At 54.1% G+C, this 12,944-nt stretch carries 9 protein-coding genes; 3 read left to right on the top strand and 6 right to left on the bottom strand.

Annotated features, from left to right (window positions below; all coding sequences use genetic code 11):
* Nucleotide 1: 1 nt before the first annotated feature.
* Complete coding sequence (locus BMW46_RS02990; RefSeq protein ID WP_256376930.1) at nucleotides 2-1,780, bottom strand: autotransporter assembly complex protein TamA; 1,779 nt, start codon at nucleotides 1,778-1,780, stop codon at nucleotides 2-4.
* Between the two features lie 391 nt (nucleotides 1,781-2,171).
* On the opposite strand from BMW46_RS02990, the gene ftsH reads away from it, so the two are divergent.
* Together ftsH and BMW46_RS02980 are read left to right on the top strand one after the other, a co-directional pair.
* Nucleotides 2,172-4,046: an ATP-dependent zinc metalloprotease FtsH gene (gene ftsH / locus BMW46_RS02985; protein ID WP_074704613.1), complete on the top strand. Its 1,875-nt coding sequence runs from the start codon at nucleotides 2,172-2,174 to the stop codon at nucleotides 4,044-4,046.
* A 559-nt stretch (nucleotides 4,047-4,605) separates the two neighbouring features.
* The gene (locus BMW46_RS02980; protein ID WP_074704346.1) at nucleotides 4,606-6,024 is read left to right on the top strand and encodes a DEAD/DEAH box helicase; all 1,419 of its coding nucleotides are present in this window, start codon (nucleotides 4,606-4,608) and stop codon (nucleotides 6,022-6,024) included.
* 76 nt (nucleotides 6,025-6,100) lie between these two features.
* On the opposite strand, the gene BMW46_RS02975 is transcribed toward BMW46_RS02980, so the two are convergent.
* Both BMW46_RS02975 and BMW46_RS02970 read right to left on the bottom strand, forming a co-directional pair.
* Nucleotides 6,101-6,460 (bottom strand): group II truncated hemoglobin, encoded by a 360-nt coding sequence (locus BMW46_RS02975; protein WP_074704344.1) that lies wholly within the window; start codon nucleotides 6,458-6,460, stop codon nucleotides 6,101-6,103.
* 72 nt (nucleotides 6,461-6,532) lie between these two features.
* Complete coding sequence (locus BMW46_RS02970; RefSeq protein WP_256376929.1) at nucleotides 6,533-7,351, bottom strand: DUF6962 family protein; 819 nt, start codon at nucleotides 7,349-7,351, stop codon at nucleotides 6,533-6,535.
* A 173-nt stretch (nucleotides 7,352-7,524) separates the two neighbouring features.
* Between BMW46_RS02970 and BMW46_RS02965 the strand changes: the two genes are divergently transcribed.
* Entirely contained in the window at nucleotides 7,525-8,052 is a 528-nt protein-coding gene (locus BMW46_RS02965; RefSeq protein WP_074704338.1) for a peroxiredoxin, read from the top strand.
* A gap of 137 nt (nucleotides 8,053-8,189) precedes the next feature.
* On the opposite strand, the gene radA is transcribed toward BMW46_RS02965, so the two are convergent.
* The 3 genes from radA to BMW46_RS02950 all read right to left on the bottom strand — a co-directional run bounded on the left by radA (nucleotide 8,190) and on the right by BMW46_RS02950 (nucleotide 12,736).
* Entirely contained in the window at nucleotides 8,190-9,548 is a 1,359-nt protein-coding gene (radA, locus tag BMW46_RS02960) for a DNA repair protein RadA (RefSeq protein ID WP_074704335.1), read from the bottom strand.
* A gap of 126 nt (nucleotides 9,549-9,674) precedes the next feature.
* Nucleotides 9,675-11,009, bottom strand: coding sequence for an FMN-binding glutamate synthase family protein (locus BMW46_RS02955; RefSeq protein WP_074704332.1), 1,335 nt, complete (start codon nucleotides 11,007-11,009; stop codon nucleotides 9,675-9,677).
* A gap of 11 nt (nucleotides 11,010-11,020) precedes the next feature.
* Nucleotides 11,021-12,736, bottom strand: coding sequence for a hypothetical protein (locus BMW46_RS02950; RefSeq protein WP_143049076.1), 1,716 nt, complete (start codon nucleotides 12,734-12,736; stop codon nucleotides 11,021-11,023).
* Nucleotides 12,737-12,944: the final 208 nt, after the last annotated feature.

Below are 12,944 nucleotides of genomic sequence, written 5' to 3'. Positions count from 1 at the left end.
GTCAGAACGCCACGGCAATCGAAAAATGAAAACGGAATTTCCCGTCCCGCTGCCCACGGGCAACATCCACCGCCAGTGGCCCCACAGGACTGCGCCAGCGTATCCCTCCACCGTATCCGACAGCCGGATTCAGCCCACCTATGGTATCGGCTGCGTCCCCCACATCGGTAAAGATGGCAGCACCCCAATTACGCGTAAGCCAGTGATTATATTCAATCGATCCTGTGAACATTACCCTGCCCCCGACCACCGCGCTCCCTTCCCGCACGCCTAAACGCTGAAAAGCGTATCCGCGAACAGATTGAATACCGCCCGCTCTAAAGAGATATTCCTGGGGAATGCCGAAGCGTGAAGGAGCAAAGGTGTACCCCAGCTCGCCCCTCAGAAACAGCACGTCGCGCTTGCCCACCGGATACCAGAACTGATGTCTTGCATAGGTCCGCAAGAAGTCCTGATCGGACAGCAATTCCCGCTTGCCGCCTCCGATACGCAATTCCGAAACACTGCCATCCCTGGGGAATAACGGGTTGTCCACGGAACGATAGCGCAGATAGCCATCCAGCACCAAGGTCTGGTTGATCTGCTCCAGGCCCCCTTCCGGCTCCCGGTTTTCCCGCTGCCAGTTCAACGAAAATCTTGTTTCAGTCTTGTCTAAGAGCTGGTTGCGGCTGATGCCGACTTTCTGGCGTATGGTTTCCAGTTGCTGGATGAAGGTTCTATCCGCCGCCGCCCCCAGGGAAAACCATGTTCCCGACGCATCCGCCACGCTGTCGATTGAGCCCGTCAAGCTCTGGCGTTTCTGCTCGATACGTAATCCACTGTTGAGCCTCAATGCGCTATTCAGAAAATCGTTATTCGTATAAGTGACCTCGCCACGCGCACCCGTATTGGAACTGTAACCTGCGCCGAACCCTACCCTCTTCGACTTCGCCTCTGATAGCACTACCTCTACCGGCGCCGCCTGATGCGTTGCTTCGTCAGGTTGAATATTGACAGCCGCGGAACTGAATTGAGGCAGATTCTGCAATTTCGTCTGGAACGAGAGTAATTGATCACGGCGATAAGGATCCTCGGGTTTAAATGGCGCAAGGCCGCTTATGAGTGAGGGTTCATAGCGATTAAGCCCTTTTATGTCGAGATCGCCAAAGCGGAATGCCGGCCCGGAGTTCACTATCACCATTAACCGCGCCTGCGAAGAATCAGGATCTATCTCCGCCTTGCTTTCCTCGATCTGGGCTGCGACATAATCCTCTCCTGCGACATTGGATAGCAATACCGATTTGGCCTCTTCCCAGGCAGGGGAGCGAAAGGGCTGGCCTTCCTTGAGGGACCAGGCAGATCGCAGCTTTTCAATCCGGGCGCGCCGTCCAGGTTCATCAACACTCAGGTCTCCCTTGAACTCGATATGCACCCCGGCAACCACTGTCCGCGGTCCCGGCGCGACTTCCAATTGCGGTACCTCGCCGGGTGTGGAGAGATGCAATGTTATCCTGGGCATGAAATAACCCTCGGTGGCGAGCAGTTCGCTGATTTCGCGCTGGGCGCGCCGCATGAAAGTGGCGCGCGCGGTTTCGTCTTCCAAAGCCTCTGTTGGCAGACGGAAATGTGTTTTCAACAGATCCGCTACGGGCTCCGGAGCGGAAAGCCTGATGGAGGGGGGCGGAGCCTCGTCTCCGAAGAGACCCCCGAAGAGACCCGCTTCGACCGTGTCGTTACTCAGCATGAGCAAAATGATCACCCCGAGATAAAGACACGCTTTATCCGCCAAAAGAGAAAACAAGAATTTCAAGACGGGCAAATGCAAGAAGGGCTGTATAAACACTACTGGAAGCCCGCGAATGAAAGGCAGGCTTTGCATGTAAACCTGCGGAATAAGGTAAATCTTTATCCCCACAGGCGGACCGCCAGAATCAAAGAATAGCAGACCAGCGATATAAGCAGTTTTCCTGAGTAAAGCGCATCCGGCCCGGTCGCGTCAAGCCTTTGCTTAGCAAGTCCTCTCCTGCCATAGTCTACACAACCTGTGGTCTACCCAACCTGTGTGCAGCGCTTTGCGCTATAGCCTCCGTATACTATGCTGAACAAAGTCAGGCATTTGACTGTCTACGAATATAACAGTACGAGAGCAAGGATACCTGATGGATAAAAAGGATAAAAAGGCCCAACTTCCCATGGACAAAAAAACCCAGATCAACTTCTGGTACGTCATTATTGCGATACTCGGCATTCTGCTCATACAAAGCATGTATGCCCGCTATACCAAGGTCGAGCCCATTCCTTACAGCCGCTTTCATACCCTGCTGGATGAGGACAAGATTGCGGAGATAGCCATCACCGAAAATCATATTTATGGCACCCTGAAGGGGGAAGGCGCCGACGGGTTGAAGGATTTCGTGACCACGCGGGTGGAACCCGAGCTGGCTGATAAGCTCGATCAACATCACGTGACGTACACGGGCGTGGTTCAGAGCACCTGGATGCGCGATCTGCTGTCGTGGCTATTGCCGATGGCGATTTTTTTCGGGATATGGCTGTTTATCATCCGCCGCATGAATCCAGGCGGCATGACCGGCGGGTTGATGTCGATCGGCAAGAGCCGCGCCAAAGTTTTCGTGGAGAAAGAAACCAAGGTAACTTTCGCAGACGTGGCCGGAGTAGATGAAGCCAAGGAAGAGCTGGAAGAAGTCATCAATTTTTTGAAGGATCCTGCCGGATACAGCCGCCTGGGCGGGAGGGTACCGAAGGGTATCCTGCTGGTGGGTCCACCGGGTACGGGCAAGACGCTGCTGGCTCGTGCCGTGGCAGGCGAAGCGAATGTTCCGTTCTTCTCGATCTCCGGCTCCGAGTTCGTAGAGATGTTTGTCGGGGTTGGGGCCGCGCGGGTGCGCGACCTGTTTGAACAAGCACGCCAGATGGCACCTGCCATCATCTTTATCGATGAACTGGATTCGCTTGGACGAGCCCGGGGTGCCTATGGGCTTGGAGGTCATGACGAGAAGGAGCAGACGCTGAATCAACTGTTGGCCGAGCTTGATGGCTTCGACCCTAAAAGTGGCGTGGTGCTGCTCGCGGCGACTAACCGACCGGAAATCCTCGACCCCGCTCTGCTGCGGGCGGGGCGATTTGACCGCCAGGTGCTGGTGGACCGGCCGGACAAACTGGGGCGAGAGCAGATTCTTGCTGTGCATCTGAAAAAAGTGAAGCTCGATCCTGATGTAAAAAAAGAGCAGGTCGCAGCTTTGACACCGGGGTTTACGGGCGCTGATCTCGCCAACCTGGTCAACGAAGCTGCCCTGCTTGCCACCCGCAGGAATGGCGCCGCCGTGACAATGGGAGATTTCAATAACGCCATTCTGCGGGTGGTAGCCGGCCTTGAGAAGCGCAACCGCCTGCTCAATCCCGAAGAGCGCCGCGTGGTCGCGTTTCATGAACTGGGACACGCGATGGTGGCGCTCGCCTTGCCGGGAACCGATGCGGTCCACAAGGTTTCTATTATCCCACGTGGAATAGGCGCGCTCGGCTATACAGTGCAGCGACCGACCGAAGACCGGTTTCTGATGACCCGGGCAGAGTTGGAAAACAAAATGGCGGTGATGATGGGCGGACGAGCGGCCGAACGTGTGGTATTCAACGAAATATCGACCGGCGCATCGGATGACATCGTCCGCGCAACCGACCTCGCCCGTGCGATGGTGCTCCGCTATGGAATGACCGAAGCTCTCGGGAATGTTGCGTATGACCGCGAACGTTCGCAGTTTCTGCAACCCGGCATTCCCATGCCGCAAAGCCGGGACTATAGCGAAGATACGGCAAACACGGTTGACAACACTGTGCGTGCGCTCGTCGATGGTGCATTGGAGCGGGCGATCGAGATATTGCAAAACAATCGCGCGCTGCTCGACCGGACGGCGGAGGAGCTACTTCGGGTCGAAACGTTGAATGAACCCGAGATAGAGAACCTGAAACGGCAGATCACTGCCAGGCCTGTGCTTCCTCGCACCGATACTACTCCCCCGGAAAGCGACAAAGTCCTGCAGAAAGTGTAGGCTTCGAATGTTGACTTTTGCATGACAGGTTGCCAAGCTGGAACAGGATCCGCTGGGTCTGTGCTGAATCTGTTCCAGCTTGGCAAGCTCACAATAAAAATTTCTATACAGGCTCCAGTTTCCTGTATACTCCGCGCTTCGACGAAAAGCCCTAATAGCATCACGGCTTTTTTCGGTCCATCGTTCCTGACCGTTTCAGAGCTTTTTCGATTTTCAAGTTTCCAGCGGAAATTGGCGGCACCGTGGTTAGCGGCGATGTTTGGAACTCTTGATCAACCCTTTATGGGTTCTTCAAGCGGTTACTTATGTATGTGCGCTGGCCGACCAACAGCCCGTCCGTTTTCGGGGGGACGTCCTGCTTGCGCGCTTGAGAGCGCATCCAAGAATCAATACCGGATCACCTGACTCAGGCACAAAATGGGATGGAAACATCCCGTGCAGAACTCGACAGTTTTGTCGTAACTCTCTTGGCGCAAAATCCTTCCAAGTAGGGGCTGAGGCACGGAAACCCGGGTTTTTATGAGGATGCACACTTTTTCATTCAACAGGAAAAAACAACGTGTCTTTTGAAAGTTTGAATCTCCATCCGCTCATTCTTAAAGCCATCAATGATGCGGGCTATACCTCGCCTACCCCCATTCAGGAACACGCCATTCCCGAATTGTTGGCGGGGCATGATGTCATGGCATCAGCCCAGACCGGCACCGGCAAAACTGCTGCTTTCATGTTGCCCGCTCTGCACCGCCTGGCTTCTCCTTCCGAGGTGCGTAGCCGCGGACCCCGCGTGCTGGTATTGACCCCAACGCGGGAACTTGCACTCCAGGTATCCGAAGCCACTGCCAAATATGGGAAGTATCTCCCGCGGGCGAAAGTGGTAAGCATACTGGGTGGTATGCCTTATCCGCTGCAAAACAAGCTGCTCTCGCAGGTGGTCGATATTCTTGTGGCCACTCCAGGGCGGCTGATCGACCACATCCAACGGGGGCGGATCGATTTTTCCCGCCTGGAAATGCTGGTGCTGGACGAAGCCGACCGCATGCTCGACATGGGCTTCATAGAGGATGTTGAGCGAATCGCATCGGCCACTCCTGCAACCCGTCAGACCCTGCTGTTTTCAGCCACCCTGGACAGTGCAATGGATAATGTGGCTGCACGTCTGCTGAATTCACCGAAACGCATCCAGGTAGCCACATCCAAGGCCCGGTTGAACAATATCGAACAACGGCTGCATTACGTGGACGACATTTCCCACAAAAACCAGTTGCTGGATCACCTGCTTCGGGATATAGCGCTCAAACAAGCCATCGTTTTTACGGCCACCAAACGTGATGCAGATATGCTCGCCGACGGTCTTTCCGCCCAGGGTCATGCAGCAGCCGCCCTGCACGGGGACATGAGCCAGCGCGACCGGAACCGTACTCTCATAAAACTGCGCCAGGGCGGCATAAGAGTGCTGGTGGCGACCGATGTAGCCGCACGGGGAATCGATGTGGCAGGCATTACCCACGTCATCAATTTTGATCTGCCGAAGTTTGCCGAAGATTATGTGCATCGCATCGGGCGGACGGGACGCGCTGGCGCGTCAGGAATCGCGGTTTCATTCGCCTCCAGCAAGGATGGAATCCATCTGAAAAAAATTGAACGCTTTACCGGCCAGCGCATTGCTTCGCATGTCGTTCCCGGCCTGGAACCACGCGTTAAACCGCGCTCTGGCGCGGGTGTCCAGCCCAGAAGTACGCCTAGTGTCGCCCATAAACGCAGCCGTACCTGGTCCAGCGATGTTCCGCACCGGAGCAACGCTTACAGAGCCGATGGAGACTGGAAGGCCGGGCAGAACCGTTCACCCGCCGGTAATCGAGATACATGGGGTAATACAGCGAGCAGTACCAGAGCCGCCAGAGCCAGTAGCGGAGGGAATAGCAGGCGCGATTCATTTGGAAGCACGACCGGTTCCAGCGCTTATTTCAGGGGGAAGTAGCCGTTTCATCCATGTTCTGAAGGATCAGCAGCGGGGCATTTCCCACCCCGCTATTCGCGCAATCCTTGCATCGGTTTTATTCCGGCTGGTTGCGCATGAAGTCCGCAGTCTGATCGAACGCCATGGCAAGCTTCTTGCACAAAACCTCATCCAGCTCGATATCCACCATGGCGCGATACATGCAACCCAACCACTGATCGCGCTCCGAAGTGCCAATCGGAAAAGGCATGTGGCGACTGCGCAAGCGAGGATCGCCATACTTGTCCGTATAAAGTGTTGGCCCCCCGGTCCAACCCGAGAGGAACATGAACAATTTCTCCCGGGAACTAGTCAGGTCCTGCGGATGAAGCTTGCGTATGCCGTAATAGTCGGGATCCTCATCCATCAGGTCGTAAAAACGGTCTACCAAACGGCGGATGGCTGCTTCCCCACCCATCCGTTCGTAAGCTTCTATAAGGTGCACTTCATTCTCCTTCTTTCCTTTATCCTTTAACTGATAATCACATCGTCAGGGAAGGGCGGAAGAACGAGGGGCTGCTTCCTCCATTGTTCCCTGCAAAGGTTCACGTTTCCTCAACATGCGTAAAACCCAGTAGATGGCACAAGCGGCAAGCAGATGCTTTACGCTGTGTCCACTGATTGCTTGTCCGAGAGCATAAATCGGCCGGTCTGTGAATTCCGCAACCTTGGCAAGGGCATAAAGCCCCAGCGCAGCGTAGATGTCTCGTGCGCGGGTATAGCGCGAGTGGAAAAAAACACCCAGGAGAACGATGACCAGCAACGAATAGAACTGCACGACTACGTAAAAGTTCAGATTGCCCACCCCGCGCTGCTCACTCCAGTACCAGTTCAGTACGGTACCCGCTCCGATCGCAATCAGGACAGGCAGAAGGCGTGTCCCTGCTTTTGGACCGATCCGGTCGTTGATCGTTGCTGCCAGCAGCGCCATGATGCCAATTGCAATGGGTAACCGGTCCCATATCAGGCGATCGTTGTCAGGAGCCAGATGGTAGTAAGCTGAACCGAAGCATACCAGGGCCACGTTCAGGAACAAAATCATGAAAGGCCAGCGTTCGGACGGCAGGGTAAAGGCCTTTGCCGCGAGCGAACCTCGAGAGTTCACCAAAAATGTCAGTCCTGCGACTCCCACGAAGAGAAAAGCGAGATTGGAGATTACGTTAAAACAGTTTGGAATGCCGAAACAGTCACGGCTATCGGCGAAATGGTGGTATGACGGGGGTTGCGGAATGGGTGGAACAATTGCCGCAAGCAACAACATGGCGACTGAAAGTATAGCCAGTATCCATAATTTGAATTTATTACTCAATTACTCGTCCAAACTCAACTGAAGGGCTTTGCATGCAAATAAGGAAGTGAACCATAATATGATGCATGCAGCATGAAAAGAGAAGACCTGGTATGAGCACGAGTGTTTCAACCCATGCAGAAACATCGTGTGATGCCGAATCGCCACATCGATTTGAATATCAAGGAGAAATCATGAAAGTACTGGGAGTACTTGCAACGTTGGTAACACTTATTATGACTTTTGGAAGCCGTGGCGTACTTGCCGAGCCTCTTAAGGTGGGAGAGGCAGCACCGGATTTCAATCTTCCCGATCAAAATGGCAAAAACCACAAGCTCTCGGATTATCACGGCAAATGGCTGGCATTGTATTTCTATGTTAAGGACGATACACCCGGGTGCACCAAGCAAGCATGTAAATTCCGTGATGACATTCACCAATTGAGGGATCTGGGCGCGGAAGTTGTCGGTGTAAGCGTGGACGATAGCGCAAGCCATGCCAACTTTGCCAAAAAGTATGATCTTCCCTTTCCGCTTTTGGCAGACAGTAAAGGCGAGACTGCCAAGCGTTACGACTCGATATGGAGCATCATCGGCCTGGCCAAACGCAATACCTACCTCATTGACCCGGAAGGCAAGATCGCTAAAATTTATTTATCCGCCAGCGCTTCGCGCAATTCTGCTGAAATAATCGAGGATTTGAGAAGAATGAAGGGTTCCTAGTTGCATGTCAAAGATTGAAGTGAATCCCGAAATGTGAAACCTTCTCAAATCCTTGTGACGGACCGGGAATCATCACCAAGCCTGTCTGTAGATAAAGTAACAGATATTCCTGAAAGCGAATCTTTCCGTGGGGTTCTTCATCGCATTCTTGCAACCGCCTCCTCCACTCGTTCCACCGCGATGATTTCGATGCCGGAAGGTGTCGCTTTCGGTTTGTTGGCCTTGGGAACAATGGCTTGCACAAAACCCAGCTTGGCGGCTTCTCTCAGTCTTTCCAAGCCCCGCTGGACGGGGCGCACTTCTCCTGCCAGGCCCACTTCCCCGAACACCACCGTTTTTTCCGGCAGCGGCCGGTTCTTGAGCGAAGAAACGATTGCCAGCAATACGGCTAAATCGGCACCCGGTTCGGTAATTTTCACGCCCCCCACCGCATTCACGAACACATCCTGATCGAAACAGGCGATGCCTGCGTGGCGATGCAAAACCGCCAGCAGCATAGCAAGCCGGTTCTGCTCCAGTCCAACGCTCAACCTTCTCGCGTTAGGCGAGTGCGCTTCATCCACCAGGGCCTGGATTTCAACGAGAAGCGGCCGGGTGCCTTCCTGGGTCACCATGATGCAGGAACCCGGGACCTGCCCGCCGTGATGAGAAAGAAACAGGGCCGAGGGATTGCTCACCTCCCGTAAACCCTTTTCAGTCATCGCAAAAACACCCAGTTCATTCACTGCCCCAAACCGGTTCTTGAAGGCGCGGATCAGGCGAAAACTCGAATGCGTGTCGCCTTCGAAATAGAGCACCGTATCCACCATGTGCTCCAGCACGCGCGGACCGGCCAATGCACCCTCCTTCGTCACATGGCCCACCAGAATTATGCTGGTACCGCTGGCCTTGGCGAGTCGGGTCAATTGTGCGGCGCACTCGCGTACCTGAGCGACGGAACCAGGTGCGGATTGCAGTGCGTCGGAATAAACTGTCTGAATGGAATCGATGACGGCCACGTCAGGCTTGCGTTCGGCCAGCACTTCCTGGATTCGCTCCAGGCGAATTTCAGCCAGCAAATGCAACGCCTTTGCATCGAGCCCCATCCGTTTGGCGCGCATCGCCACCTGCCTGGCCGACTCTTCACCGCTCACGTACAACACGTTTCTCGCGAGCGGCAGCAAAGACATATTGCATAATGCCTGGAGCAGCAGCGTGGATTTGCCGATTCCCGGATCGCCCCCCAGCAGTACCACACCACCCTGCACGAGGCCTCCACCCAGCACCCGGTCAAACTCGAGCAAACCTGTCGAATAGCGCTGCTCTTCCTCCGCTTCCACTTCGCTCAAGCTCTGAACTTCCCTGCTTTCCGAAACGGGAGTGAATCGCGCTGCCGCCTTTTCGCTCATCGCCTCGACAAGCGTGTTCCATGCCTGACAATGCGGGCATTGGCCCTGCCATTTCAAGGTCTGGCCGCCGCATTCGGTGCAGGAATAAGTGGATTTGGATTTAGCCATGTGTGGAAAACCGGAATTCGTTATCGCTCTGAAAGCTCAATCATCGAAGTAATATATTTCATTTCCACGAATCCCGTCATAGATATATCGAGCAGACGGCAGGTTCCGTCCAGCGCAAGGATTGCATCAGTTCCGACGGTCAGAGATTGAGGGCTCGACGCCGGCATAGGGAATTCCGGCCAACCTCGATATTTCGGCTTTCCAGGTGCAAATATCATCCCGAGTAAATTCCCGCAGGGAATGGTGGCCGCAGGCCCTTGTCATGATCTTCATCAGGTGCACGCTGCCGGTGAAAAACAGTGCCAGATCACGCGCCCTGGCGTCGACGTCGATCTTGTTGACCAGGTGCTGGGCATGAGTTGCTATGCCGGCAGGACAATCGCCGGAGTAGCAGATGCGCGCACCGGTACAGCCAATTGCCTGCAGCGCACTGTTGGCCAGGGCGATTCCGTCGGCCCCCAAGGCTAACGCCTTGATGAAATCGGAAGGGATGCGCAAACCGCCGGTAATGATCAGGGTCACGCTATTCTTTGCGCCTTTCTCATGGCCTGCGGCGTCGAGAAATTTTCTCGCCCGCGCCAACGCGGCGATCGTTGGCACTGAAATATGGTCCCGGAAAATTCCCGGCGCAGCACCGGTACTGCCACCTCGTCCATCGAGAATGATGTAATCGGCTCCGGCATCGAGCGCGAAGCGCATGTCATCCTCGATATGGTTTGCGCTTATCTTGAAACCAATCGGAATGCCGCCCATCTGGTCGCGGATCTGATCGGCAAAATCAGCAAAATCGCGGGGTGTGTGGAAATCGGCAAAGGTGGATGGGGAGATCGCATCCTTGCCGACCTCAATCTGGCGTGCCTTGGCAATCTCCTCCGTGACCTTGCCTCCCGGCAAATGCCCGCCTGTGCCGGTCTTGGCCGCCTGGCCGCCCTTGAAGTGAAACGCCTTGACTTTGCCTTTAAAATCCTTCGCGAACCGACTCAAATCGTTGTTTTTCTTCAGGCCGTTGCGCGCGCTGCCCAATTCGAACATATAACTCTGATTCAGCTCGAGTTCATCCCCCAGAATGCCGCCCTCGCCTGAACAGATCGCAGTGCTGGCCAGATCAGCCCCCTTTGACAATGCCTGCTTTGCCCTTTTCGACAGCGCGCCATAACTCATATCGCCGACCAGCAGCGGGATATCCAGAACCAGGGGTTTTTGGGCACGCGGACCGATCACTAGCTGAGTATCCACCGACGCATCATCCGTTAATGGTTTTTTATGGAGCTGCGCTGTCAGAATCTGGATATCGTCCCATTTGGGCAGCGTATCCTTCGGCACCCCCATGGATACCACCGGCCCGTGATGGATTTCATCGGGATAGTCAATAAGCTGACGTCCCAGTTCGATCATCTGCAAAATGTCGAATCGAGTGTTTTCAATGCTGGCTGCTATGCTCTTTTTCAATTCTTCGTTCATTATTGCATCCTTTAATTATTTGCTTTGCGCAGATAGTCGGACAAGACATTTAACACCGAACCTGGCAGTTGCCCGCTGGGGGGCATCGGATTGGTCGGTTCGTGCATGCGGCCTATGATTTTGTCAACCAGATCGGGGTGTTTGAAATCGGCTTCGGTCATTAAAACCGGCTTGGCCATTTCCGGCGTATGGCAATAGCTGCAATGTTCCTGCAAATACTTGAACGGTTCCTTTTTGACCCGCTCCATCGTCCAGTGATCATCCCATTGGCAATTTCCCGGCTGCCGGTCGCAATCATTGATCTTTTGCAAGGCCGTCTGATAATGTCCGAGCGATAGTTTTTCCCGCAATTCGTTCTCTTCCTTGATCGATTTGGCGCTGATCCTGATCGGCAGGATGCCTTCGCTCTTTATCTTTTTATCGTGTGCGCTATCGCTGCGCTGAGTCTCGGAAACATTCGACAAAAACAAACGGGCACGCCAGTTTTCTCCAACCGCGGGATGAAATTTTTCATCCTTCAGACTATGGACGGAAAACAGGGAATTAACAAAAGTGGCGTAGACACCATTTCCGAGTGCATGGCATTGCGCGCACGCTTTCGCCTCGGGGCTGACCAGACGCCTGGGTTTTTCCCAGGGATACTGCATCAGATCTTCATAATATTTATCTTTTTTGTCGGCTTCGCTCATCGCCAGTAAAAATTTGTTGAGCGTACCGTCTCCATCAAAAGGAGAAATCACCGAATACAGCATTCCCGGCTGGCGACGTGGTTTCAGAACCCTACACTGATATTTGATACGGTCGCCACGCGCATAGGTTTGTTCGAGATATTTGCCGCAAGCCTCGTTGCTGGAAAAACTTCTGAGACAGTTGGCAGAGCTACCGGCAACCAGGCAGACCGGCTCATTGAATGGGTAGCGAATGAACGGACCGTTGGAGTGACAACGGGTGCAGCCGCCAAAGGTCGGCACCGACCAGTGGACCACCATTTTTTCATCGAATTTACTGAAGCCTGGCGCAGGAATCTTTTCCCCCGGAATCAGAGCAACATCCACTTCCGTTTTGATGGTTTCGACCGGCGCACCTTCATCGTTCTTCTCGATGACCTTCCACTTCCCGTTGACCTTGAGGGTTTGCGTCGGCTGCCCGGCAAAATAGCAGGTTTTACCCGTATGCCGGTTGTAGCCGATCAGGCCCAGTTCATTGTAATGATCCCTCTGCTTTGAAAAATTGCTATTTTTCCGGCATATGTAGACCCAATCGACGGTTTGCCCGCCCTTGATCTGATTTGTCAGGTGTTTGACGCGATTGCCGGGGACACAGCCAGCATTACGCATGTCCCGAAAAATGCCGGTGGGCTTGTCGCAGGAGGTGATGTCATCGAATAACTGGGTATCGGCATTCAACTTGAGTTGCCCGGTTTCGGAATTGCGGAACCGGGGAGTGCTCTCCGGCAAATCATCACCCAGCTTGATCACTTTGCCGCCGTCAAGCGTGCGCTCGGTCGGAATCAGCACTGCATCCGGACAGTGGAGGGTCTCCTGGGGAAATGATCCCAGCTCTGCTTCACAAACCTCGAAATATTTCTTGTTGATCTCAATTCTGACCTTGGACGGCGCGGCCACCGGCGTCATGTCAGGCTCATCCTCATAGGCTTGTTGCGCAAAGAGTTCTGAGGCAAACGTAAGAAGCAGGAGAAAAAAGCTGGATAAAATCTTTTGCTGCATCTCAATCTCCATCGATCTATCAATTAAACAAACTTATTATTCAGGTTGAAGTACTAGTTCAGGTTGAAGCACATAGATATCCCTGTCTGCGTGGCCATATGATGGGGATGGGGTTGCCAAAGCAGGCGAAAGCTTCTGATGAGAAACTGGCGGCTGGCCGAGAGCGCCGATTCCAGGAGTCTGAGGTAGCTGCTTTCTACCTAAGAAA

Source organism: Nitrosospira multiformis, assembly GCF_900111585.1.
GTDB lineage: Bacteria > Pseudomonadota > Gammaproteobacteria > Burkholderiales > Nitrosomonadaceae > Nitrosospira > Nitrosospira multiformis_B.
This window is presented reverse-complemented; position numbering and strand designations above follow the sequence as displayed.

Coding starts and splice junctions, on each gene's coding strand:
- ftsH (WP_074704613.1), top strand. CDS start 2,172: ATGGACAAAAAAACCCAGATCAACTTCTGGTACGTCATTATTGCGATA.
- BMW46_RS02975 (WP_074704344.1), bottom strand. CDS start 6,460: ATGGGTGGGGAAGCAGCCATCCGCCGTTTGGTAGACCGTTTTTACGAC.
- BMW46_RS02965 (WP_074704338.1), top strand. CDS start 7,525: ATGAAAGTACTGGGAGTACTTGCAACGTTGGTAACACTTATTATGACT.
- radA (WP_074704335.1), bottom strand. CDS start 9,548: ATGGCTAAATCCAAATCCACTTATTCCTGCACCGAATGCGGCGGCCAG.
- BMW46_RS02955 (WP_074704332.1), bottom strand. CDS start 11,009: ATGAACGAAGAATTGAAAAAGAGCATAGCAGCCAGCATTGAAAACACT.
- BMW46_RS02950 (WP_143049076.1), bottom strand. CDS start 12,736: ATGCAGCAAAAGATTTTATCCAGCTTTTTTCTCCTGCTTCTTACGTTT.